The organism is Streptomyces sp. NPDC005722 (assembly GCF_040630935.1).
In the GTDB taxonomy this organism is placed as follows: Bacteria; Actinomycetota; Actinomycetes; order Streptomycetales; family Streptomycetaceae; genus Actinacidiphila.
On the sequence record NZ_JBEXYN010000007.1, the window covers coordinates 130,912 to 154,159 of the forward strand.

At 74.1% G+C, this 23,248-nt stretch carries 24 protein-coding genes; 5 read left to right on the forward strand and 19 right to left on the reverse strand.

Annotation, left to right across the window (positions count from 1 at the left end; all coding sequences use genetic code 11):
* Positions 1–94: 94 nt before the first annotated feature.
* From ABZ479_RS11545 to ABZ479_RS11555, 3 genes are all read right to left on the reverse strand, one after another.
* Positions 95–415, reverse strand: a complete 321-nt coding sequence (locus tag ABZ479_RS11545) for a DMT family transporter (protein ID WP_499599238.1) — start codon at positions 413–415, stop codon at positions 95–97.
* A 103-nt stretch (positions 416–518) separates the two neighbouring features.
* Positions 519–857, reverse strand: coding sequence for a co-chaperone GroES (locus ABZ479_RS11550; RefSeq protein ID WP_319139263.1), 339 nt, complete (start codon positions 855–857; stop codon positions 519–521).
* Positions 858–867: 10 nt separating this feature from the next.
* Positions 868–1,191: a DUF3618 domain-containing protein gene (locus ABZ479_RS11555; protein ID WP_499599236.1), complete on the reverse strand. Its 324-nt coding sequence runs from the start codon at positions 1,189–1,191 to the stop codon at positions 868–870.
* 100 nt (positions 1,192–1,291) lie between these two features.
* Between ABZ479_RS11555 and bcp the strand changes: the two genes are divergently transcribed.
* Entirely contained in the window at positions 1,292–1,759 is a 468-nt protein-coding gene (bcp, locus tag ABZ479_RS11560) for a thioredoxin-dependent thiol peroxidase (RefSeq protein ID WP_500461411.1), read from the forward strand.
* Positions 1,760–1,780: 21 nt separating this feature from the next.
* Here bcp and ABZ479_RS11565 read toward each other — a convergent pair whose 3' ends face one another.
* Both ABZ479_RS11565 and ABZ479_RS11570 read right to left on the reverse strand, forming a co-directional pair.
* Positions 1,781–2,428: a class F sortase gene (locus ABZ479_RS11565; RefSeq protein WP_499599233.1), complete on the reverse strand. Its 648-nt coding sequence runs from the start codon at positions 2,426–2,428 to the stop codon at positions 1,781–1,783.
* Positions 2,429–2,431: 3 nt separating this feature from the next.
* Entirely contained in the window at positions 2,432–3,415 is a 984-nt protein-coding gene (locus ABZ479_RS11570) for a hypothetical protein (protein ID WP_500461412.1), read from the reverse strand.
* A gap of 193 nt (positions 3,416–3,608) precedes the next feature.
* Here ABZ479_RS11570 and ABZ479_RS11575 point away from each other — a divergent pair, with 193 nt between their 5' ends.
* Positions 3,609–4,388 carry an HAD-IIA family hydrolase gene (locus ABZ479_RS11575; RefSeq protein WP_499512058.1) on the forward strand — a complete coding sequence of 260 codons (780 nt, stop codon included), beginning with the start codon at positions 3,609–3,611 and terminating at the stop codon, positions 4,386–4,388.
* A 66-nt stretch (positions 4,389–4,454) separates the two neighbouring features.
* Here ABZ479_RS11575 and ABZ479_RS11580 read toward each other — a convergent pair whose 3' ends face one another.
* The 7 genes from ABZ479_RS11580 to ABZ479_RS11610 form a co-directional block, all read right to left on the reverse strand.
* Positions 4,455–5,555 carry a 2-aminoethylphosphonate ABC transporter substrate-binding protein gene (locus ABZ479_RS11580; protein WP_500461413.1) on the reverse strand — a complete coding sequence of 367 codons (1,101 nt, stop codon included), beginning with the start codon at positions 5,553–5,555 and terminating at the stop codon, positions 4,455–4,457.
* A gap of 23 nt (positions 5,556–5,578) precedes the next feature.
* Entirely contained in the window at positions 5,579–6,376 is a 798-nt protein-coding gene (locus ABZ479_RS11585) for an ABC transporter permease subunit (protein ID WP_500461414.1), read from the reverse strand.
* Positions 6,363–7,199 carry a 2-aminoethylphosphonate ABC transporter permease subunit gene (locus ABZ479_RS11590; RefSeq protein ID WP_500461415.1) on the reverse strand — a complete coding sequence of 279 codons (837 nt, stop codon included), beginning with the start codon at positions 7,197–7,199 and terminating at the stop codon, positions 6,363–6,365. The genes ABZ479_RS11585 and ABZ479_RS11590 overlap by 14 nt, the downstream gene beginning before the upstream one ends.
* Positions 7,192–8,253 (reverse strand): ABC transporter ATP-binding protein, encoded by a 1,062-nt coding sequence (locus ABZ479_RS11595; RefSeq protein WP_500461416.1) that lies wholly within the window; start codon positions 8,251–8,253, stop codon positions 7,192–7,194. Before ABZ479_RS11595 ends, ABZ479_RS11590 begins: the two co-directional genes overlap by 8 nt.
* Before the next feature lies 1 nt (position 8,254).
* Positions 8,255–8,926, reverse strand: a complete 672-nt coding sequence (locus tag ABZ479_RS11600; protein WP_500461417.1) for a phosphonatase-like hydrolase — start codon at positions 8,924–8,926, stop codon at positions 8,255–8,257.
* 5 nt (positions 8,927–8,931) lie between these two features.
* Positions 8,932–10,053 (reverse strand): TIGR03364 family FAD-dependent oxidoreductase, encoded by a 1,122-nt coding sequence (locus tag ABZ479_RS11605; protein ID WP_500461418.1) that lies wholly within the window; start codon positions 10,051–10,053, stop codon positions 8,932–8,934.
* A 155-nt stretch (positions 10,054–10,208) separates the two neighbouring features.
* Positions 10,209–10,961, reverse strand: coding sequence for a GntR family transcriptional regulator (locus ABZ479_RS11610; protein ID WP_500461419.1), 753 nt, complete (start codon positions 10,959–10,961; stop codon positions 10,209–10,211).
* Positions 10,962–11,151: 190 nt separating this feature from the next.
* Here ABZ479_RS11610 and ABZ479_RS11615 point away from each other — a divergent pair, with 190 nt between their 5' ends.
* Positions 11,152–12,558, forward strand: a complete 1,407-nt coding sequence (locus ABZ479_RS11615; RefSeq protein WP_500461420.1) for a hypothetical protein — start codon at positions 11,152–11,154, stop codon at positions 12,556–12,558.
* Here ABZ479_RS11615 and ABZ479_RS11620 read toward each other — a convergent pair.
* Together ABZ479_RS11620 and ABZ479_RS11625 are read right to left on the reverse strand one after the other, a co-directional pair.
* A complete protein-coding gene (locus tag ABZ479_RS11620; protein WP_500461421.1) occupies positions 12,542–13,492 on the reverse strand; it encodes a hypothetical protein in 951 nt (316 codons plus the stop codon). The two genes, ABZ479_RS11615 and ABZ479_RS11620, sit on opposite strands and share 17 nt — an antisense overlap.
* Positions 13,493–13,573: 81 nt before the next feature.
* The gene (locus ABZ479_RS11625; protein ID WP_500461422.1) at positions 13,574–14,749 is read right to left on the reverse strand and encodes an ROK family transcriptional regulator; all 1,176 of its coding nucleotides are present in this window, start codon (positions 14,747–14,749) and stop codon (positions 13,574–13,576) included.
* Between the two features lie 47 nt (positions 14,750–14,796).
* Between ABZ479_RS11625 and ABZ479_RS11630 the strand changes: the two genes are divergently transcribed.
* Positions 14,797–15,867 (forward strand): Gfo/Idh/MocA family oxidoreductase, encoded by a 1,071-nt coding sequence (locus ABZ479_RS11630; RefSeq protein WP_500461423.1) that lies wholly within the window; start codon positions 14,797–14,799, stop codon positions 15,865–15,867.
* Between the two features lie 88 nt (positions 15,868–15,955).
* Here ABZ479_RS11630 and ABZ479_RS11635 read toward each other — a convergent pair whose 3' ends face one another.
* The 3 genes from ABZ479_RS11635 to ABZ479_RS11645 all read right to left on the reverse strand — a co-directional run bounded on the left by ABZ479_RS11635 (position 15,956) and on the right by ABZ479_RS11645 (position 18,119).
* A complete protein-coding gene (locus ABZ479_RS11635) occupies positions 15,956–16,504 on the reverse strand; it encodes an ATP-binding protein (RefSeq protein WP_500461424.1) in 549 nt (182 codons plus the stop codon).
* Positions 16,505–16,633: 129 nt separating this feature from the next.
* On the reverse strand, positions 16,634–16,987 hold the full coding sequence (locus tag ABZ479_RS11640) for an STAS domain-containing protein (RefSeq protein ID WP_500461425.1): 354 nt from the start codon (positions 16,985–16,987) through the stop codon (positions 16,634–16,636).
* Positions 16,988–17,378: 391 nt separating this feature from the next.
* Positions 17,379–18,119, reverse strand: coding sequence for a GAF and ANTAR domain-containing protein (locus ABZ479_RS11645; RefSeq protein ID WP_500461426.1), 741 nt, complete (start codon positions 18,117–18,119; stop codon positions 17,379–17,381).
* Between the two features lie 172 nt (positions 18,120–18,291).
* Between ABZ479_RS11645 and ABZ479_RS11650 the strand changes: the two genes are divergently transcribed.
* Positions 18,292–19,332 (forward strand): glycoside hydrolase family 6 protein, encoded by a 1,041-nt coding sequence (locus ABZ479_RS11650; protein WP_500461427.1) that lies wholly within the window; start codon positions 18,292–18,294, stop codon positions 19,330–19,332.
* A gap of 21 nt (positions 19,333–19,353) precedes the next feature.
* On the opposite strand, the gene glxA is transcribed toward ABZ479_RS11650, so the two are convergent.
* Positions 19,354–21,282 (reverse strand): radical copper oxidase GlxA, encoded by a 1,929-nt coding sequence (gene glxA, locus ABZ479_RS11655; RefSeq protein ID WP_500461428.1) that lies wholly within the window; start codon positions 21,280–21,282, stop codon positions 19,354–19,356.
* Complete coding sequence (locus ABZ479_RS11660; RefSeq protein ID WP_500461429.1) at positions 21,279–23,081, reverse strand: glycosyltransferase family 2 protein; 1,803 nt, start codon at positions 23,079–23,081, stop codon at positions 21,279–21,281. Before ABZ479_RS11660 ends, glxA begins: the two co-directional genes overlap by 4 nt.
* Positions 23,082–23,248: the final 167 nt, after the last annotated feature.

Here is a 23,248-nt window from a genome sequence, read left to right on the forward strand (position 1 = left end):
CGCGTAACTTCCGCCGGGGGCCACCCCCTACGAAGAAGGGGCCCCAGCCATGGCCGAACTCGTCTCCGCACCAGGGCGTGCGCCGCGGCGCCGTTCAGTGCCCCGAGGTCGCCTTCAGGCCGACCACGGACACCAGCAGCAGGCAGATGAAGAAGATCCGGGCGGCGGTCGCCGGCTCGTCCAGCACCACGATGCCGAGCACCGCCGCGCCCGCCGCGCCGATCCCGACCCACACCCCGTAGGCGGTGCCGATCGGGAGCGTCCTGGCCGCGTACGACAGCAGCAGCATGCTCGCGACGATGCCGAGCCCGGTGCCGACGCTGGGCCACAGCCTCGTGAAGCCGTCGGTGTACTTCATGCCGACCGACCAGCCGACCTCCAGCAGGCCGGCGAGACACAACAGGACCCATGCCATGACGGGCACCTCCACGATCCTCGAGGGGTCAGGGGGTGCGTCGTCTTTGCATGGGCCCTGGTACGGCGCGTCTCGTCAGGGTACGGACCCGACGATAGCAAAGTCAGAGGTAGAGGCCGGTGGAGTCCTCCGAGCCCTGCAGCCGCTCCGCCGCCACCGCGTGCAGGTCCCGCTCCCGCATCAGCACGTACGCCGTACCGCGCACCTCGACCTCGGCCCGGTCCTCCGGGTCGAAGAGCACCCGGTCACCGACCTCCACGGTCCGTACGTTCTGTCCCACCGCGACCACCTCGGCCCAGGCCAGGCGCTTGCCGACGGCCGCCGTGGCGGGGATCAGGATGCCGCCGCCGGAGCGCCGCTCGCCCTCGGGGACGTCGGACCGCACCAGCACGCGGTCGTGCAGCATGCGGATGGGGAGCTTGTCATGCGTCTGCGAACTCACAGGTACGACGTTACCGGCGACGCCGGCGCAGTGAGAGACCGGCCACCACCGCGACCAGCGCCACCGCCGCCACCGCGACCGGCACGATGCGCTCCACGCGGGGCGCGCCGTCCTCCGCCACGAAGTGCCCCCGCAGTTCGGTCACGCCGCGGTTCACCGCCACGTACGCGCGTCCCGCGGTGCGGTCCACCGCCGAGGCGACCTTCGCCTTGGTGTCCGCCGCGATCGTGCTGGGGTGCACCCGCACCGCGATCTCGTCCAGCGTCGCGGCCAGCGCCTGCCGCTTGAGGGCGATGTCCGCCTCGATCTGAGCAGGGCTCCTGCCATCCGACACTGCTCCGCCTCCGTCGTCCTTGTCGACCGGTACCGTGCAGACAGTCTGTCAGTCCGTCCGTGCCGATGCCCGTCGGCACCCCGAACCGGAGAACTGCACCATGAGCGAGCGCCTCCAGCCCGGCGACACCGCCACCGCCTTCACCCTTCCCGACGCCGACGGCAACGAGGTCTCCCTCGCCGCACACGCGGGCCGCAAGGTCATCGTCTACTTCTACCCGGCGGCCCTCACGCCCGGCTGCACCAAGCAGGCCTGTGACTTCACCGACAACCTCGAGGTGCTCGCGGGCGCCGGCTACGACGTGATCGGGATCTCCCCCGACAAGCCCGAGAAGCTCGCCAAGTTCCGCGAGAAGGAGTCCCTGAAGGTCACCCTGCTCGCCGACCCCGACAAGTCGGTGCTGACCGCGTACGGCGCCTTCGGCGAGAAGAAGCTGTACGGCAAGGTGGTGACCGGGGTGATCCGTTCCACGGTCGTCGTCGACGAGCAGGGCAAGGTCGAGCACGCCTGGTACAACGTCAAGGCCACCGGCCACGTGGCCAAGCTCATCAGGGACCTGGGGGTCTGACGTCCCGTCGGTCCCGGGGGGTCACGCCCGGGTGTGCGAGCCGGTCAGCGCCGCGTACACCACGACGTTCGCCGAGTAGGTCTGGGTGGCGTGGTCGAAGGTGCCGCCGCAGGTGATCAGCCGCAGCTCGGGGCGGACCCCGGAGCCGTACACCCGGTCGGGGCGGAAGCCCGCCTTGTCGACGATCTCCACGCCCTCGACGGCGAACTCGGCGACCGAGCCGTCCGAGCGGGTGACCTCCACCAGGTCGCCCTGCGTGACCGTGCTCAGGGCGTAGAAGACCGCCGCCTTGCTGCGGGTGTCGACGTGCCCGACGATCAGCGCCGCCCCCGCGTCACCCGGGGCGGGGCCGCGCCCGTACCAGCCCGCCACGTCCGGTGTGCTGAACGGCGGCGGGTCCACCGCGCCGTCGGCGGTGAGCCCCCGCTCCACCAGCTTGGCGTGGATGCCGGCCGAGCGGATGTCGATCCGCAGCGGGCGTGCCGGGGGCAGCGGTGTGTGCGCCGCGTAGACCTGGGCGGGCCGCCCCGCGGCCCCGGCCTGCGCGGTCGCGGCGGGCGCGGGCGCGCCCACCCCGAAGCCGGGCAGGCCGGGGTCGACGTATCCCTTCAGCCACGCCGCGCCGAGCACCACGGCGGCGGCGAGGGCCGCGACGGTACGTCCCTGCACCGGTCAGTCCCGGGTGCGGCGGCGGTGCACGACCAGCCCCGCCGCCCCTGCCACGGCCAGCACGCCGGCGGCCACGATGCCGGGGACGCCCGCCGGCTGCTGCTCCGCGGCGGCCTGGTGGTTCGCCATGGCGCCGCCGCCCGCGGGGACGGGCGCGGACGGGAAGCCGGAGGCGGCCTCGGTGACCTCCAGCGTTCCCTCGTGGGACGCGCCGTCGCAGGTGATGGCCACCCGGTAGGAGCCCGGGGTCAGTCCGGAACGGACCACCGCGGAGGCGTACATGCCGCCGTCGCTCGCCGGGGCGAGCGTGACCGGGGTGACGAACGCGGAGGAACTGACGGTGCCGGTCTTGGCGCGGTCGCACTGGTCGGTGCGGACGTCCACGTCACCGCCGGGGCCGACCGTGCCCGGGGTGATCCGCACCGGGACGGCGACGCCTCCGACACCCCCGACGCCTCCGACGCCACCCGTGCCGCCGATCCCGCCGACGCCTCCGGTGCCGCCGGTCCCGCCGTTGTTGTCCGTGCCGTTGCCGTTGCCGGGGCCGTCGTCCTCGCCGTCGTTGCCGTCGCGTCCGGAGTCGTCCCGCCCGGAGCCGTTGTCGTTGCCGTTGTCGCGGCCGGAGTCCTGGCGGTCGTTGTCGTTGCTGTTGTCGCGGCCGCTGCTGTCGCGCCCGCTGCCCCCGTCGTCGTCATCGTCGTCGCGGTTGTTGCTGTTGCCGCTGTCGCCGTTCTGCCGGCCGTTGTCCTGGCGGTCGTCGTTGTTGTCGTTGTTGTCGTTGTTGAAGAACTGCAGGAGGGGGTTGCTGCTGCTTCCGCCGTCGTCGTCCCCGTCACCGCCTCCGCCGCCCCCGCCGAACCGGAAGCTGGACCCGCTGGAGTCGTCCGGCCCGTCGTCGGCCAGGGCGGCGGGACCGCAGAACACGATCAGCGTCGCCGCTGCGGCGGCGCACAGGGGAACGCGGGCGGCTCCCATGACAGAGCCCATGATCACGACCTCCACTCACCCGGGCTCATGTCGTCGGATTGGTCGGCCCCGGTGTTTCGAAGGTCCCTTCCCTCGCGGGCCCCCGCATGCGGTGGTGCTCCGGACGGGTCGGGAGGTCGCCCGGACCGGGGAACGCGGGGCGGACACCGGGCGCATGTGCACAGGTCACCCGGCCGGACTAGAGTCCGCAGCCATGACAGCGCGCAAGCCCATCGAATCCTGGCTCACCGACATGGACGGCGTCCTCATGCACGAGGGCATCCCGGTGCCCGGCGCGGACGCCTTTATCAAGCGGCTGCGGGACTCGGGCCGCCCGTTCCTCGTCCTGACGAACAACTCCATCTACACCCCCCGCGACCTGGCGGCCCGGCTCAGCCGCATCGGCCTGGACGTGCCGGCCGAGAACATCTGGACCTCGGCGCTGGCCACCGCCCGTTTCCTGGACGACCAGCACCCCGGCGGGACGGCGTACGTGATCGGCGAGGCCGGCCTCACCACCGCCCTGCACGACGCGGGCTACGTGCTGACCGACCATGAGCCGGACTTCGTGATCCTGGGCGAGACGCGCACCTACTCCTTCGAGGCCCTCACCAAGGCCATCCGGCTGATCAACGCCGGCTCCCGGTTCATCGCCACCAACCCCGACAACACCGGGCCCTCGCCCGAGGGGGCGCTGCCCGCGACCGGCTCGGTGGCCGCCTTGATCACGAAGGCGACGGGGAAGGACCCCTACTTCGTGGGCAAGCCGAACCCGCTGATGATGCGCACCGGCCTCAACACCATCGGCGCGCACTCCGAGACCTCCGCGATGATCGGCGACCGCATGGACACCGACGTGCTGGCGGGCCTGGAGGCCGGGATGCAGACCTTCCTGGTGCTGACCGGCCTGACCAAGGCGGGCGACATCGACCGCTTCCCGTACCGGCCGACCACCGTCGTGGACTCCATCGCGGACCTCGTCGACCTGGTCTGACCCGGCCCTGACGACGGTGCGCCCCCGGCCGGTCCCGGCCGGGGGCGCACCGTCGCCGGGCACGCGTCAGCTGCCGGTGGCCTCCTGCCAGGCCTGGACGTAGGTGTCGAGGTTGGTGTCGATGTCCGCCCAGTCCGGCTGGAAGACCTCGACGCCCTGGAGGATCCCGGCGAGCGCCGTGGCGTTGGCGTCGTCGGCCTTGACGTCGGAGCGCGCGGCGAAGCCGCCGCCGATGGAGCTGACCTGCTTCTGGGCCTGCTCGCCGAGCATGAAGTCCAGCAGCTTCCTGCCGTTCTCCGCGTGCGGGGCGCCCTTGACCAGGCCGCCGGCGTACGGCAGCGCGAAGGTGGTGGGCTTGCCGCCCCGGGCGGCCGGGAACCAGATGCCGAGGTTCGGCATCGACCTGGCCTGGGCGAAGTTCATCTGGACGTCGCCGTTGGCGACCAGGATCTCGCCCTTGTCGACCTTCGGCGCCAGTTTGCCGGTGGAGGAGGACGGGCCGACGTTGTTGGCCTGGAGCTTCTTGAGGTACTCCATGGCCTGGTCCTTGCCGCCGAAGTCGTGCATCGCCTTGATGACGACCGCGGTGCCGTCGCCGGCGACGCCCGGCGTGGAGTACTGGAGCTTGTCCTTGTACGTCGCGTCCAGCAGCTCGTCCCAGGTGGTGGGGGCGGTCTTCAGCTGCTGTTTGTTGTAGACGAAGCCGAAGTAGTTGTTGACGACCGAGGTCCAGGTGCCGTCGGTGGACTTGTCGGCGGCCGCGACCTTGTCGGCGCCCTTCGGGGCGTACTTCTCCAGCAGGCCCTTGGCGTCGGCCTGCTGGATGAAGGGCGGCAGGGTGACCAGGACGTCGGCCTGGGTGTGGGACTTCTCGCGGACGGCGCGCTGCACGACCTCGCCGGAGCCGCCCTCGACGTAGCGGACCTTGATGCCGGTCTGCTTCTCGAAGTCCTTGAAGACCTGGTCGTACCAGCCGTCGCCGTTCTCGCCCTTGAGGCCGTCGGCGCTGTAGACGGTGACCTCCTTGGCGTCCGCGGCGGAGGAGTCGCCGCCGCAGGCGGTGAGGGCGCCGCCGAGGACCAGGGAGGAGGCGAGGACGGCGATCGGGGCGCGCAGGGCGCGACGGGAGACGCGTGAGACGCGGGTGACGCGGGGCACGGAGGACATGGCGGGACTGATCTCCTTGGGGGTCATCGGTAGGAGGCCTTGGTGCGGATGCGGGAGAGGGCGAGCAGGACGAGCAGCGTCGTGCCCATGAGGACCACCGCGAGGGCGGAGCCGGTGAACGGCGAGCCGCGGTCGGTGGCGCTGAAGACGAGGACCGGCAGGGGCAGCCAGTCGGGTGGGTAGAGCATCATCGTGGCGCTCAACTCGCCCATGGACAGGGCGAAGCAGAGCCCGGCCGCCGCCCCCAGGGAGGGCAGCAGCAGCGGCAGGCGGACCCGCCACAGCACGTACCAGGGACGGGCGCCGAGGCTGGCCGCGGCCTGTTCGTAGGCGGGGTCGAGACGGCCCAGCGCCGCCGTCACGGACTGGTACGCGAAGGCCGTCACCAGGACGGTGTGGGCCAGGATCACGATCGTCCGGGTGCCGTTGAGCAGCACGGGCGGCCTGCTGAAGGCGACCAGCAGCGCGAGCCCGGCGACCACCGACGGCACCGCGACCGGCAGCATGAACAGCAGGTCCATCACCCGCCGGGCCCGGCGGCCCAGCGCGTGCGCGGACAGCGCGGCCCAGGTGCCCGCGGTCAGCGCCAGGGCGCTGGCGGCGGCCGCGGTGGCCAGGCTGGTGGTCAGGGCCTGCAGCGACTCGCCGCGCACGGCGGCGTCGTAGTGGTCCAGGGTCGGGCCGGACGGCAGCGCGCCGCTCCAGTGGCCCGCGAAGGACGCGGCCACCAGCACCAGCAGCGGCAGCGCGAACAGCGGCAGGAAGAGCAGGGCGAACAGCGCCCACACGGCCCGGCGGCCGCCGCGGCTATGCACCAGCACGTCGGCTCACCGCCCGGTAGAGGCCGTACAGCGTCAGCGAGACGGCGACGTTGACGGTGGCGACGACACAGGCCGCGGGGTAGTCGGACTCCAGGATCGCCTTGGTGTAGACGAGCATCGGCAGCGTGGTGACGCCCTTGGCGCCGGTGAAGAGCACGATGCCGAACTCGTTCAGGCACATCACCAGCACCAGGCTCCCGCCGGCCGCCAGCGCCGGCAGCGCGTCGGGGAGGATCACCTGCCGCACGATGCGCGGGGCGCGGGCGCCCAGCGAGGACGCGGCCTCGATCTGCGCGGGGTCCAGCTGCCCGAAGGCGGCCAGCAGGGGGCGCATGACGAAGGGCGTGAAGTACGTGACTTCGGCGAGGATCACGCCCCACGGCGTGGTCAGGAAGGCGAACGGCCCCTCGGCGGCGCCGGTGGCGTCCGTCCACAGCCCGTTGGCCATGCCCGCCGACCCGTACACGAAGACCAGCGCCAGCGTGATCAGGAAGGACGGGAAGGACAGGAAGACGTCGACGAACCGGGCGACCGCGCGGGCACCGGGGAACGGCACGAAGGCGATCACCAGGGCGAGGACGAAGCCCAGCACCAGGCAGCCGGCCGTCGAGGCGGCCGCGATCCACACGGTGTTGCCCAGCGCCCGCCGGAAGACCTCGGAGCCGAAGACGTCGCCGTACACGGCGAAGGAGTGCCCGCCGGTGTCGGGGGACACCGACTGCCACACCAGCAGCACCAGGGGGTAGAGGAACCCCGCCGCGAGCAGCGCGACCGGCACCCCCGCCCACAGCAGGCGGGGCGCCCAGGGGCGTGCCTCAGCCATCGCGGTCACCGCCCCCGGTGCCGGCGGGCAGCAGGACGGCGTCGTCGGGCGCGAAGTGCACGGTGACGGCGTCGCCGGGGGCGGGCGGGTCGCGCAGTTCGCTGACGTCGGCCATCACCTGGTGGCCCGCGGTCTCCACCAGCAGGCGGTGGGTGGCGCCGCGCCACTGGATGCCGGTGACGGTGCCGGGCAGCGGGTTGGGCCCGTCGCCCAGGGCCACGGCGTGCGGGCGCACGCACAGCGTGGCCTCGGCGCCAGGGGCCGCGTCGCCGGTGGGGGCGAGCAGGTCGTGACCGGCGAAGCGGACTTCGCCGTTCTTGCCGACGGTGACCGGCAGCAGGTTGGCGTTGCCGACGAAGGACGCGGTGAACTCGGTGCGCGGGCGCCGGTACAGCTCCTGCGGGGTGCCGACGTCCCTCAGCCGGGCCCGGTCCATCACCGCGATGCGGTCGGCCAGGGTCAGCGCCTCGATCTGGTCGTGGGTGACGTACAGCATGGAGACGTCGGGCAGTTCGCGGTGCAGGCGCGCCAGTTCGGCCAGCATCCCCGAGCGCAGCTTCGCGTCGAGCGCGGACAGCGGCTCGTCGAGCAGCAGCACCCGGGGGCGTACGGCCAGGGCGCGGGCGATGGCGACCCGCTGCTGCTGGCCGCCGGACAGCTCGCGCGGGTAGCGCCGCGCGAACTCGCCCATGCCGGTCAGTGCCAGGGCCTGCTCGACCCGCTCGGCGGTCTCGGCGCGCGGCACCCCCTGCGCCCGCAGCCCGAAGCCGACGTTCTTGTCGACGCGCAGGTGCGGGAAGAGGGCGTAGCTCTGCACGACCATGCCGATGCCGCGCCGGTACGGCGGCAGCTTGGTCACGTCGCGGCCGTCGATCCACACCCGCCCGCGGGCCGGGGTGACGAACCCGGCGACGGCGCGCAGCGCGGTGGTCTTGCCCGAGCCGGAGGGGCCGAGCAGGGCCATCACCTCGCCGGGCTCCACGGTGAGGTCGAAGGAGTCCAGGACGGTGGTGCGGCCGTAGGCCACCGTCACGTCCTCGAACCGTATGCCCATCTCAGACCTTCGCCAGCAGGGCGGGAAGCGCGGCGACGGAGTCCAGGACGTGGGTGGCGCCCGCCTCGCGCAGCGCCGTCCCGTCGTGGGCGCCGGTCAGCACGCCCGCCACGACGGGCGCGCCGGCGCGGACGCCGGAGAGCATGTCGTACGCCGTGTCCCCGGCCACCGCGATGTCCCGGACGGAGTCGGCGGCGCGGGTGCGCAGCAGCGCGGTGAGCACCATGTCCGGGTAGGGGCGGCCACGGCCGCCGGCGTCGGCCGGGCTCAGGGTGAGGTCGGCGATGTCCTGCCAGCCCAGGGCGGCCAGGATCGCGTCCTGGGTGGTGCGGGAGAAGCCGGTGGTCAGCACCACGGTGCGGCCCTGCTCGCGCAGCGCGGCGATGGCCTCGGCCGCGCCGGGCAGCGGCGCGCAGGCGCCGGAGTCCACGAGGTCGGCGTAGGCGGCTTCGAACTCGGTGTTGGCGCGCTGCGCCCGCTCCTCGGTGCCGAACAGGGCGCGGAAGACGGAGATCTTGGACTCGCCCATGGTGCGGCGGACGTAGTCCAGGTCGGGTTCGGCGCCCAGGCGTTCGGCGGCCCGGACGAAGGCCCGCTCGACCAGGCCGTCGTCGGCGACGGTGGTGCCGGCCATGTCGAGGACGACGAGCGTGGGGGAAGTGCGGTCGGTCATTGTCGTTACCAGCCGATCTCGTTGGCGGTGTCCTCGCCGATGGCGGGGGAGCAGGTCATGCCGCGGCCACCGGGTCCGGTGACCAGCCACACGCCGTCGGCGACGCGGCTGCGGTGCACCACCAGGGACGGGTCGGTGCACTGCGCGTACACCCCGGCCCAGCGGCGGCGCACGCGTGGCAGGGGGCGGCCGAGCAGTGCTTCCGCGGTGGCGGTGAGGTGGTCGTAGGGGTCCTCGGTGACGTCGAAGGCGAAGGGCTCGTCGTACTCGTGGGTGTCGCCGATGGTCAGCCCACCGTCGAGGCGCTGCACCATGAGCAGTTGCATGCGGTGATGGGCGGCGACCGGCGGCTGGGGCTGCCCGGCGCGCAGGGCGTCGAGCGTGGTGCCGGCGTAGGCGGGGTAGTAGCGAAAGCTGTCGGCGTCGGCGACCGAGGTGGTCAGCGGCTCGTCCAGCGGGTCGGTCTGGGCCATCTGCAGGCGGACCCGGCGCACCGGCAGTCCGGGGCCCGCCAGTTCGCGGACGAGTCCGGTCAGGTGGGCGCCGGTGGCCAGCACGACGGTGTCGCCGTGGTGGGTGTCGCCGTGGTCGTCGCGGACGGTTCCGGTGGTGACGTCGCGGACCTCGCGGCCGGGCAGGAAGGTGTAGCGGCCGGTGGCGGCCAGGTGCGCGCGCAGCGCGGGCAGCGCGACGCGTGACTCGACGGCGGCGTCCCGTTCGCACAGCAGGGCGCCGGTGAACTCGCCGCGCAGCGCCGGGTTGCGGTGCCGGACCTCGTCGGCGTCGAGCCACTTCATGCCGCGCGCGGCGGCGTCGGCCGAGGCCAGGGCCTGCTCGGCGACGGCGCGTTCGGCCTCGGTGCGTACGACGGTCAGCGAGCCGTTGGCGCGGAAGCCGACGCCGGGCACCTGCTCGCCGATGCGCTGCCACAGCTCGCGGGCGCGCTGCGCCGTCTCCAGTTCGGCGCCGGAGGCCCGGCCGGAGACCCAGACCAGTCCGAAGTTGCGGACGGAGGCGCCGCGGGCCTCGGTCTCCCGTTCCAGGTGGACGACCTCGTGGCCGCGCGTGACGGCGTGCCAGGCGTGGAGGGTGCCGAGTGCTCCGGCGCCCACGATCAGGACTCTCATGACGACCACGGTCGGCTCGCCGTCGGACGCGGCCACGTCCGCTCGCTGAACCGGTTGTGAACGGACCCGCAATCTTGGACTAGACCCGTTATCTTTCCGTGACCGTTCGGGGGTCAGGGAAGGGGCGGTCCGGGGGTGCCGAAGGGGGCGTACGCCTACGTACGGGACAGGTGGGTCGTGAAGCTGAAGCGGTCGCCGCGGTACAGCGACCGCACCCGCTCCAAAGGCGCGCCCTCGGTGTCCCGGCTGTGCCGGTGCAGCAGCAGCATCGGCAGCGCGGGCGGCGTGCCGATCAGCAGCGCCTCGCGCGGGGTGGCGAGCACCGTCTCGATCCGCTCGTCCGCGTCGCCGAACTCCACGCCCGCGCGCTCGCGCAGGTACGCGTAGAAGGAGGAGTCCGGGTCGAAGTCCGCGTCCAGCCGCGGCACCCGCACCACCGCGACGTAGGTGCTCTCCAGGCCCACCCGCTCCTCGTCGGCGAGCAGCACGCGCTCCATGTGCCACACCGTGTCGCCCGTGGCGATGCCCAGTTGGCCGGCCAGCACCTCGTCCGCCGCGATCCGGTCGAGCGCGGTCAGGTTGCGGCCCGGCACCCGGCCCTGGCGGCGCACGCCCTCGGTGTAGCTGGCCAGCGACAGCGGCTGCTCGAGCTTGGGCCCCGCGACCACCGTGGCACGCCCGCGACGCCGCAGCCGGCCCTGGATCAGCAGTTCGCGCAGCGCCTGCCGCACGGTCTCACGCGCCACGCCGAAGCGGGCGGCGAGCTCGCGCTCGGTCGGCAGCGGCACGTCCTCGCCGAGTTCGCCGAGCAGCTCCTCCAGCCGCGTCTTGACGACGAAGTACTTGGGGAGCCGGCCGTGCTCGGGGATGCCGGCCCGGGTCGGCGCGCCCGCCTGGGTGTCGTTCACCTGTCGATCCTCGCAGACGGGCGTGGGTGCCCGGCCGCGCGCGGGCGGCGGCCCGGCGGCGTCCGGGCCGCGGGGCGCCGCCGCGCCGCGAGACGTTCACCTGATGATCATCCGGCGGGCGGCGGGAGTTGGGGGCCGCGGAGCAGTCTCTCCCCGCATTTCCGCAGCGATCTTGGAAGGGCGTCCACCGATGCTGTCCCGCTCCCGCACGGCCACCCTCGTCCCCGGCGCGGTCGCCACCGTGCTCGCCGCCACGATGGTGCCGCTCCTCGGCACCCCGGCGGGCGCCGCCTCGTACGGCACCCCGACGATCTCCCTGTCCGCCTCCTACCTCTCGGGCGCGGTCGGCGCCACCGCCGACCCGTCCGTCACGGTCACCGTCGCGCAGAGCGGCGCGGACGCCTCGGCGCTCACCGTCGCCGCCTCCGCCAGCACCAAGACCTCGGTCGCCGGCACCGGCGACGTGACCGTCACCGGCACCGCCGGCACCCGCACCCTCACGGTCGCCCCCCGGGCCCGCGGCTACGCCGACCTGACGGTCAAGGTGACCGGCCTCGGCGGCAAGACCGCCACCAAGACCCTGCACTTCGCCGCCTCCGCCGCCGTCACCCGCGCCGCCGACACCCGCTACACCACCGGCTCCAGCGACGCCTCCGCCGCCGTGGACGTCGGCGGCGGCTACATGGTCGTCGCCGACGACGAGAGCAACGTGCTGCGGCTGTACCGGCGCGACGGCTCCGGCGCCCCGGTGCGCACCTGGGACATCGGCTCCAAGGCCGGCGCCTCCTCCGAGATCGACATCGAGGCCGGCACGCGGGCGGGCAACACCATCTACTGGACCGGCTCCATGGGCAACAACAAGGACGGCGAGGTCAAGGCCGACCGCTCCACGCTCTTCGCCACCACCGTCACCGGCAGCGGCGCCGACACCCAGCTGGCCGTCTCCGGCTACTACGAGGGCCTGCGCGCCGACCTGATCGCCTGGGACAAGGCGAACGGCAACCGCTACGGCTTCGCCTCGGGCGCCGCCTCCGGCGAGATACCCAAGGCCATCGACGGCTTCAACGCCGAGGGCATGGAGTTCGCGCCCGGCTCCACCAGCACCGCGTACATCGGCTTCCGCGCGCCGCTGGTGCCCCCGGCCTCCGGCGGCAAGGCCCTGCTGGTGCCGGTCACCAACCTCGACAAGCTGGTCGGCGGCAAGCCCAACACCTCCGTCCACGCCACCTTCGGCACCCCGGTCACCCTCGACCTCGGCGGCCTCAGCGTCCGCGACATCCGCCGCAACGCCGCCGGGCAGTACCTGATCCTGGCCGGCTCCTGGGCCGCCGACGACAACAGCGACCCGTACGCCCTGTACTCCTGGGACGGCAACGCCGGCAGCGCCCCCGTGAAGCTGCTCGACCTGCCCACCTCCGACCCGGGCGCCTGGGAGGCCGTCGTGGACGTCCCGGACCTCACCGTGGCCGGCGCCCGGGCGCAGCTGATGACCGACAACGGCGCCGCCGACCTGTACGGGGACGGCAAGGAGGCCAAGGACCTCAGCCACCCCGAGTGGCAGAAGTCCCGCAGCACCTGGTTCACCCTCGGCGGCTGAACCTCAGGGCCGCACCGCCCATGACCATGAGCACCCCGGCGCCCGTGAGCATCAGCGCGGGCGCCCGGTGCGGGTCGCCGGTGGCGGCGAGTTCCGGGACGGTCCCGCCGCCCTTGCCCGTCCCCGGGTGCGCCCCGGGTCCGGTGTCCGGTCCGGTGCCCGGCGCGGCGCCCGCGGAGGGCTCCTGCCCGGTCCCGGGCCCGCCGCCCGGCCCGCCGCCCGTGGAGGGATCCGGTGCCGGGGAACCGCCGGGCCGCGCGCCCGGCGTCTCGCCCGGTCCGGCGCCGGTGCCCCCGCCGCCGTCCCCGTCCTCACCGCCGTCGGGCCGCCCCTCCTCGCCGGTCCGGCCGGGGCGCGGGGACTGCGGCCCGGCCGGGGCGTGCCGGGACGGTACGACGTCGAATTCGTAGCCGGTGGACTCCCCGACCCAGTCGCCGTCCTGGCCGCGCCGCTCCATGATCGTGGCCGACGCGGTGACCGGCCCGGCGGGTGTGTCCGCGGTGAAGCGCAGCCGCAGCGCGATCGCCACCTTCCGGCGCGGGGGGAGCGTGGTGCCCGGCCCGTGCGCGCCGCCCAGCACGGCGATGTTCTCGTCGTTGTCCGTGTGCTCGACGGCCACCGGCCGCCACGTGCGGTCCCGGGCGGTGTTCCCGGCCCCCGCGACGGACGTCGCCTTCCGGTACTCCAGGCGGATCTGCCCGGCCGTCAGTTTCCGTCCGCGGTCGACGAAGACGAGGACCGGGTGGACGTCGCGCAGCGGCCCGCGCGAGGTGTTCTCCAGTTCCACCCGGAACTCGCGGGGTCCGGCCCCCGCCGTGTAGACCGGCGGGCCGTCCAGCAGCCGGGCGTCGACCGGGAAGGGCTCCACGGGTGTCCGGGGGGCCGCCGCCACGACCGCGGCCGCCGCGACGGCCAGAGCGCTGCACCACCTCATGGGCAGCGAAGCTCTCACGGTCATCCGCTGATATCACCGCACGACGCGGCGCGGGCCCGCCCGCCGTACCCGTACGGGCGGCTAGCCCACCGCCGTCTGGCCGAAGAGCGGCGCCAGCGCCAGCAGCGCGGCCCCCTCGGCGACCACCCGCCGGCCCGCCGGCGCGACGGTGACCGGCACCGTACGGCCGGCCGCCCGCAGGGTGCGCGGGTCCATGGCGGCGGCCACCTCGCGCGCGAACAGCCCGGGGTCCGCCAGCACCGTACGGCCGCCGAGCACGACCCGGTCGATGTCCAGCAGCGAGACCAGGTTGGCGGCGCCGACGCCGAGCAGCCGCGCGGCCCCGGCGGTGTCGCCGCGGCCGACGGCGGCCAGGCACAGCGCCTCCAGGCAGCCCCGGTTGCCGCAGGCGCACTCGGGCCCGTCCAGGGCGACCGCCTGGTGGCCGAACTCGCCCGCGCCGGTGCGGGCACCGCGGTGCAGGGTGCCGTCCAGCACGAGGCCCGCGCCGAGCCCGGTGCCCAGGTGCAGGTAGCCGAACGAGTCCCCGGCGCCCGTTGCGCCCGGCCCCGGCCCGTCGTCTCCGCCCTCTCCGACGTCCTCGCCCCCGGCGCCGGGCGGGAGCACGGCGAGCGCGGCGGCGTTGGTGTCCTTGTCCAGCACGACCGGCAGCCCGAGGTGCGCGGCCAGCGCGTCGCGCAGCGGGTAGCCCTCCCACCCCGGCAGGCCCGTGACGCGGTGCAGCACCCCCGCGGTGTGGTCGAGCGGGCCCGGGCAGGCGAGTCCGGCGCCGAGCACCGCCCCGTCCGCGCCGGGCGTCGCGCCGACGGTCTCCCGGACCAGGTCCGCCACGGCCTCCAGCACCTCCCCGGCCGGGCGGCCGAGGTCCAGCGGGACGGTCCTGGCGTCCACCACGCCGCCCGCGAGGTCGGCGAGCACCACGGTCAGTTCGTCGCGGTCCAGGTGCACCCCGGCGGCGTAGCGGGCCCGGCGCGCCAGGCGCAGCAGGGTGCGCGGCTTGCCGCCGGTGGGGGCGCCCCGTCCCGCCTCGTCGACCAGTCCGTCGGCCCGCAGCCGCGCGGTGATCTTGCTGACCGCCTGCGGGGTGAGCCCGGTGCGCTCGGCCAGTTCCAGACGGCTGATGCCCGTGCCCCCGCCGGCCGTCGCCGTCCGCAGCAGGCCCAGCACGAGGGCGGCGTTGTGGCTGCGCAGCGCGGGCAGGTTGGCCCCGGAGATTCCCCTGTTCACGTTCCCCATTGTCGGCTTCCCTTGCACTTTGGCAACAGCGTTGCTTAAGTGGTCGCATGTCTCCCGCACCTCTTCGCGTCGGGCTGGTCGGCTACGGTCTGGCCGGCTCGGTCTTCCACGCCCCGCTGCTCGCCACCACCGACGGCCTCGTCCTGGACACCGTCGTCACCAGCAACCCGGAGCGCCAGGCGCAGGCCCGCACCGAGTACCCGGACGTCCGCCTGGCCGGCACCCCGGACGAGCTGTGGAAGCGGGCCGGCGAGCTCGACCTGATCGTCGTGGCCTCGCCGAACAGGACCCACGTCCCGCTGGCGACCGCCGCCCTGGAGGCCGGGCTCGCGGTCGTCGTCGACAAGCCGGTCGCCGGCTCCGCGGCCGAGGCGCACGCCCTCGCGGACCTCGCCGACGAGCGGGGCCTGCTGCTCTCGGTCTTCCAGAACCGCCGCTGGGACAACGACTTCCTCACCCTGCGCGGGCTGCTGGAGCGCGGCGAGCTGGGCGACGTGTGGCGCTTCGAGTCCCGCTTCGAGCGGTGGCGGCCGAGCCTGAAGGGCGGCTGGCGCGAGTCCGGCGACCCCGCCGAGGTCGGCGGTCTGCTCTACGACCTCGGCAGCCACCTCGTCGACCAGGCGCTCACCCTCTTCGGCCCCGCCGTCTCCGTCTACGCCGAGCTCGACGTGCGCCGCCCCGGCGCCCAGGTCGACGACGACGCCTTCGTGGCCGTCACCCACGCCGGGGGCGTCCGCTCCCACCTGTGGATGAGCGCCACCACCGCGCAGCTCGGCCCCCGCTTCCGGGTGCTCGGCAGCGCCGCCGGCTACGTCAAGCACGGTCTGGACCCGCAGGAGGCGGAACTGCGCGACGGCGCCCGCCCGGCGCCCGGCGCAGTGTGGGGCACCGAACCGGAGGCCGAATGGGGCGTGCTGGGCGCGGGCGACGACGTGCGCCCCGTGCCGACCGTGCCCGGCGACTACCCCGCGTACTACGCGGCCGTCGCCGCCGCCCTGCGCGACGGCACCGCCCCGCCGGTCACCGCCCGCGAGGCCGCCGACGCGCTCGCGGTCATCGAGGCGGCCGCCGTCTCGGCCCGCGAGGGGCGGACCGTGCGGCTCACCCCGGCGGTCTGACGGCACCTCCACGCCTCCCGCACCCCACGAGGGGTCACAGCGCCCGGCCCGCGGTCCGCTCCTCCCGGAGCCGCCGGCCGGGCGCTCCTCACCCTCGGGCGCCGGGACCGCGGGAGTGGTCCGGCGCGTCAGGGGAGAGACGGTGGGCGCGCCCCGGACCGCCCGGTTCGGGCAGCCGGGCGCGGAAGCGCACCAGCACCGCGCCGTCGGCCGTGTGGTGCACCTGCACCCCGTCCAGCGGCCCGCCCGTGCCGGTGCCGGTCAGCGTCCGGCACAGCCGGGTGGTCTCGTCCGGGGACGGCGGCTCCGCCGGCCCCTGCGCGGACCCGCCGGGCGGCCGGCCGTAACCGGTGTCGGTCACGCACACCGCACAACGGCCGCCGTCCACGCCCAGGGTGACGCGGAACCGGGGCGCCTGCCCGTACGCGACGACGTAGCCGCAGGCGACCGCGACCGCCTCGGCCACCCGCTGCGCGGCGGGCCCGTACGCCAGGGTCTCCAGCGCCGCACCGCTCATCCGGGCGGCCAGGGCCTCGCCGCCGGGGGCGCGCCGCAGGGAGAAGGTCCAGGAGACGTCGAGTGCGGATCTGCGCGGATCGGACAGGGACAGTCGTGAGGAGGCCGCGAGCTTGGCCATGGCCGGACCACGTCCTGGAGGCGTAGGAGGCACTTCCGGCGACCGGGGTCCAGGGCCGCTCGGTCAGGCTAGAACACCTGAACGCGGCCGGGCTAGGGCGTGTTGGGGGCGCGCGGGCGGGCGCGCGCGTCAGCCGGGGGGCTCCGGCCAGTCGCGCAGGATGGTGAAGCACCGGGTCAGCCGGGTGGCCCGCAGCGTGCGCAGCGTGAACTCGTCCCGGCACACCAGCCGTACCCGCCCGGAGCGTTCCTCGGCGCGGCGCCGGGCGCGCACCAGCGCCGACAGGCCGCTGCAGTCGATGAACTCAACCGGCCGCAGGTCCACCACGATGTCCGGGCGGCCGGCGCCGGTCAGCGCGTCCAGGGCGGCGGACACCCCGGGTGCGGTGAGCGCGTCCACGGCGCCGCCGAGCGTCACCAGGGTGCTGGACCCGTCGGTGCGCCGGTGGATCAGGGGCGTGGCGTCTGTGGCGTCGTCGGACATGGGACGTCTCCGGGAACGGGAGCCTGGCGAGTGCGGCAGGGACGGGAACGGGACGGGACGCCACCGGGGTCCGGGGTGGTGCGCCCCACCCTATGCCCGGCGCCCCGGCACGGGACCGGCCGAGGACGGACCCGGGGCCCGGCCGGGCGGGCCGCCGGCCGGCGCCGTGCCGAGAGGGGCCGCCGTGGCCGCGGACTGCGACCGGCCGCGAACCCCGGGGACGCGCGGGTACGGCCGCTGACCTCCGACGTCGGGCGGCTGGTCGACCTGGGCGCGACGATCCCGGCCCGCGCCCCGGACCCGTGACCGTGTTCGGGGAGGGTCCGCACCGGGTGCCGGAACCGCCGCTCCGGCACGGGTGTTCGCCCGCGCCGGCCACGGGCACCGCGCGTCAACCGCCGGGCCCCCGCAGGGCGTCGGAGTCCACCGCGCCGCCCACCACGCCCGCGGCCAGGTCCGCCAGCCGCACCCGGTGGGTGCGCGCGTACCGCCGCAGCGCCGTGAACGCCTCGTCCACACCGACGCCCCAGCGTTCCGCCAGCATGCCCTTGGCCTGCTCCAGCACGACCCGGCTGTCCAGCGCGGCCTGCAACTGGGCCGCCAGCGACTCCTGCCGCTGCCGGGCCCGTTCCTGGAGGATCCCGACGGCGGCGGCGTCCGCGAAGGCCCGGGCCAGCGCCACGTCACCGCGCGGCGGATCGCCCGGCACCTCCCGGAACAGGTTGAGCGCCCCGATCACCTGCGCCCTGCGCCGCAGCGGCACGGCGTACGTCGCGTGGAAGCCCCGGTCGCGGGCGAGCGGGGCGAAGCGCGGCCAGCGGTCGTCGCAGCGCGCCAGGTCCGGGGCGGTGACCACGTCGGAACCCCGGTAGCACTCCAGGCACGGCCCCTCCTCCCGCTGCCGCCCGAGGAGTTCGCCCGCCCCGCCGCGGCCGGCCGCGGTCCGCAGCTCCCCGCGGCCGTCGTCCAGCAGCAGCCCGGCCGCCGTCACGTCCAGCATCTCCACGCAGCGGTCGGCCACCCGCTCCAGGAAGACGCCCACGTCGAAGTCGCCGTCCAGGGTGTCGGCGAACTCCACGAAGACCTCGGCGAGCCGCAGCTCGCGCGCACTGTGCGTCGGGTGCTCTGTCACGTACGGCTCCAGCCCTCGGCGGCCACGGCTTCGCCGGGGGATTCTGCCATGCGGACGAGACGCGGCATTCGACGGGAAAGTCGCGGACTGGCCCGATCCCAGGGCCTGTTGAGGGTTCGGTATGTCAGGATTGAGGACGACCGGTCTCGTCCCGCCATCCAAGGGGGAGTGGATGTTCGGCACCAACACCGGCCCGCTGCGCAGAGCGGCGTGCGCCGTGTCCGCCGCCGGACTCCTCTCCGTCGCCCTCGGCGGCTGCTTCGGCACCGGCAGGCCCGGGGGGAACCAGGACAAGGGTGGAGACGACCGGAGCAGCAGCCCCGCGAGCACGGCGGGGGCGCCGTTCTGGGTCAACCCCGACACGGCCGCGGCCCGGCAGGTGGCGCAGTGGCGCGCGGGCGGCCGGGAGGCCGACGCCGAACTGCTGGAGAGGATCGCCGGCCGGCCCGTCGCCGAGTGGATCGGCCAGGACGACGCCGAGGCGCGGGCCAGGACCTACACCGAGTCCGCCGCCCGCGACGACCGGGTGCCCGTGCTCGTGCTCTACAACATCCCGCACCGCGACTGCGGCCAGTACTCACGGGGCGGTGCCGCCGACGGCGCCGCCTACCGCGCCTGGGTGGCCGAGGTCGCGGCCGGCATCGGCGACCGCGAGGCCCTGGTGGTCCTCGAACCGGACGCCCTCACCCACCTCGTCGACGGCTGCACACCGGCCGAGTTCCACGACGAGCGCTACGCCCTGCTGACCCACGCCGTGGACACCCTCGGCGCGCTTCCCCGCGCACGGGTCTACCTCGACGCCGGCAACTCCGGCTGGGTCAGCGACCCCGCGCGCCTGGCGGGACCGCTGCGCGCGGCCGGCATCGCCGGTGCCGACGGCTTCGCCCTCAACACCTCGAACTTCTACACCACCGCCGCGAACACCGCGTACGGCAGGAAGTTGTCCGCCCGGCTCGGCGGCAAGCACTTCGTCATCGACACCAGCCGCAACGGCCGCGGCCCCCTCGACGGCGCCCACGACGAGGCCTGGTGCAACCCGCCCGGCCGCGGTCTGGGCACCCCGCCCACCACCGACACCGGCGACGGACTCGTCGACGCCTACCTGTGGATCAAGCGCCCCGGCGACTCCGACGGCACCTGCAAGGGCGGCCCGCAGGCGGGCGACTGGTGGCCCGAGTACGCCCTGGGGCTGGCCCGGCGCGCGGCCTCCTGACCGCGCGCCGGGCCCCCGGCCTCAGGTCACCCGCACCCAGCGCGCCTCGGAGGGCGTGCCCTCGTCGTCGGTGACGACCAGCATGTACCAGCCCGGCGGCACGATCGACGGGTCCGCGGGGACGGTCACGCTCACCGTCCCCTTCCCCCGTCGCACGTCCAGCGCGATCGACCGCTGCTCCACGTCGGTGGCGTGGGTGACCGCGCTCGGCCGCATCAGCCGTGCCGTCTCGATGTGCTCCGCGTACGCCGTCGGGTACGTGGCCGTGCCGCCGCGCCGGACGAACGCCGGGCCCTCGCCGAGCGAGGGCCGGGAGTCCCGGTAGCGGTACGCCGGGGTGTAGACCTCGATCCGCTGCTCGAAGAAGCCCGGCTTGGTGTCGGCCGCGTCCCCGAAGAGCGGGTTGGACCCGAAGACCGCCACCCGGCCGTCGGGCAGCAGCAGCGCCTCGGAGTGGTAGTTGCGGCCCACCGACGGGTCGGCCGCCTCCCGGAAGGCGTTGTCCGCCGGGTCGTAGATCTGCGCCCGCAGGACGTCGCTGGCGCCGCGGCCCCGGTAGTCGCGGGAGCCGCCGGTGGTGAACAGGGTGTCGTCGGGCAGGATCACCGTGTTCAGGTACCGGGTCGGCTCGGGCAGGTCGGGACCGGTCGTGTAGCGCGGGTCCGCGGCGTCCAGGTCCACCACGGCGGTGCGGGTGGTCGAGGAGTGCGACTCGCCGACCCCGCCGCCGCCCAGCACCATCACCTTCTGGTCCTGCGCGGGCGGCAGCAGCACCGAGCCCGCGGTCTCCAGGTCCCCGGCGTCCTCCAGCCCGCCCACCGGGGTGAAGCGGTTGGTGCGCAGGTCCCACACACCCGGGACCCGGCCCTCGTCGGCCGGCCCGTACCCCGCGTTGGCGCCCGAGTAGAAGATCTTCCCGCCCTTCATCAGGAACAGCGCCGGGTAGGTGGGGAAGTACCGCTCGGTGGTGTACGTCCACCTGCGGGTCCTCGGGTCGTAGACCTCGTTCTTGCCCGGCACGACCTGGCCGATGTCGTCCAGCCCGGAGACCGACAGCACACGGCCGTCGGCGAGGGTGACCAGCGTCGGGTACCAGCGGGCCTCTTTCATCGGGTCGACCGGGACGTAGGCCTCGGCGACCGGGTCGAACTCGTAAGTCTCCTTGATCCCCTGGAAGTCCTTCTTGTCCAGGCCGAGCTTGGTGGCCAGCCCGTAGAGGTTCTCCCGGTCCTCGCCCGAAAGGCCCCTGATCCCGTACTGCGCCGCGGTGTTGACGATGCCCTTCTCGCCCTTGACCAGCGACTGCACGAACACCCGCGCCTCGCTCGCCGTGACGGTGACCTCGCCGGTCCGGGCGTCGACGGTCTTCTTGGCGCGGGGCACGTTGACGGGGAACTCCGACCGGAACGAGCGGCCGTTCTCGTTGTTGACGAAGACCGTGCCCTTGGGGAAGTTCCGCGGCTCGTCCGGGTCCTCGTTCTTGATGAGCATCGCGCCGCCCGCCCGGTCCACGGCCTCCTTGAGCTTCTCGTAGCGGGCGGTGCCGCCGGCCACCAGCAGGGTGCCGTCGGCGAGCTGGCTGTGGCCGGCGCAGAACATGTCCTTGGGGGTGTCGACCTCCTTGAAGGTGTTCTCCACCGGGTCCCAGAGCACGCTCTTGAACGACTTGGCCTTGAAGTTCCGCTCGTCGTTGCCGGAACCGGCGATCAGCAGCACCTTCCCGGTGCGCAGCAGCGCCGCGTGGATGGCGTTGACCCGGAACTCCTCGGGGACCTCGACCAGGTCCCAGTGGCCGTACGCGGCCTTGTACTCGGGCTGGTTGATCTTGTAGTCGTGGTACTTCGCGGCGGAGTAGCCGTAGATCGCGGGCGCGTTCATCCCGGCGAGCACCCCCACGGCCGTGCCCCCGACGGCGATCTTCCGCAGTCTGCGGCTGGGTCGGTAGCTCATCGGGCGGCGCTCCTGGCACGGACGAGGGACAGGGACCAGACGGCGACCGGCGCCAGCGCCAGGACGAACGCCAGCGTCGCCCAGGTGCGCATCGCCACGTGGCTGTGGCCGTTGAAGAAGCTGGCGGCGAGCGAGCCGCCGAAGACGAGCAGCCAGAACAGGTGGATGCGGAAGGTGGACAGCAGCCGGTCCGGGCTCGCGGAGTCGCCCTTGGGCGTGACCACGAACCTGCTCTTGCGCCGCAGCACCGCGTCCATCAGCGAACGGGCGTAGATCGGCGCGGACAGCGCCGACATCACCATGCCCGCCGCGCCCGAGGAGCCCTCCGGCTCGTGGGGGCTGACGTTGTGCCGCCGGTTCCACACGTACAGGCCGATCTGCAGCGCCGCCGCGTCGCTGTAGAGCATCATCCAGACCTCGGAGTCGATCTGGATGCCGGAGGCGCCCAGGCCGAGGAAGAGCGCGCAGCTGAGGCCGCCCAGCACCCAGTTGACGGCGGTCATCGGGTAGTAGACGACCATCAGCGTGTAGTTGAGCAGGCGCCCCGGGGAGAGGGTGAACGGCACCCTCCAGAACTGCTTGATGAGCGTCTCGTAGGTGCCGCGGCTCCAGCGCAGCTGCTGGGTGAAGAAGTCGGTCCAGGAGGTCGGCCCCTCGCCGACGGCGAGCACGTCCGGGGTGTAGACCGAGCGCCATCTGCGGCCGGTGGCGGGGTTGCGGTGCCGGTGGAGTTCCAGGCCGGTGGCCATGTCCTCGGTGATGGAGTCGTACAGCCCGCCGACGCCCTTGAGGGCGCTGACGCGCACCGCGTTGTTGGTCCCGACGAACATGGGGGAGCCGTAGCGGTTGCCGGCCCGCTGGATGAGCGCGTGGAAGAGGAACTGCTGGCTCTCGGCGGCCTTGGTGACGGCGCTGTCGTAGTTGCCGTAGACCTGCGGCCCGACGACGAAGGCGATGTCCGGGTCGCGGAAGTAACCGAGCATCCGCTCCAGGAAGTTGGGGAGCGGGACGTGGTCGGTGTCGACGGAGGCGAAGAAGTCGTAGTCGTCACCGTGGGCGTCGAGCCAGGCGTTGTAGTTGCCGTGCTTGGTGCGGGCGCGGAAGGCGCCGCTGGGCCGGTTCCAGCGTTCGACGCCCTTGCGGGTGAAGTGGCGTACGTTCAGGCGCTCGCAGAGGCGCTTGACGTCGGGGTCGTCCCCCTCGTCCAGGAGCCAGACGTGCAGTGTGCCGCGGTGCCGCAGGCGGACCGCGGCCTCCAGGGTCGCCCGCACCATCGCCAGGGGCTCCTTGCCCGGCACGAAGGTGGTCACGAAGGCGACCTTGCTGCCCTTCTCCGGGACCACGGGTACCGGATCGCGCGCGACGAGCGTCGCGTGGGCGTTGGACGTCACGTTGATCAGCCGGAAGAGCTCGATCAGGCCGATGGATATCAGCATCACGGCGTCGCAGGCGACCATCCAGCCCGGCGCGTTCTCCCGGCGGGTCCAGTGGGCCGGCTGCATCAGCCAGACGAGCAGCACCGCCGAGAGCACCGGGGCCGCGCCGAGCAGCAGCGCCGCGCGTATCCGGTGGGGCTCCTCGGAGAGCAGGCTGCGGTACTTCACCCGGTACGGGACGCCGGGCTCCGGCTCCGTGAGCGGGCCCGCGAGTCTGCTGTAGTGCTCGTAGTCGTACCGGGGCGCGGCCGCGCCGGGGTCCGGCCGGGACGGGCCGGGACGGGACTGCTGGGGTATGACGGGCACGGCTGTGCCGGCCCTGGGGTCGGTCGTGTACTGCTGGGCGCCGGGTGTCGGCGGCATGTGGATGCTCCCCCCGAAGCATGTCGCGCCGCTGTCGCGGCGGTGTCGGCGCCCCGGGCGCTGCGGCCCCCCGCCCCCGGGGCATGCGTGGGCGTTCTGTGGCCTCCGGGTCGCGTGAGGCCGACTATGACTCGTCAACGACCGCACGACCGTGAGGTAACGCCTGA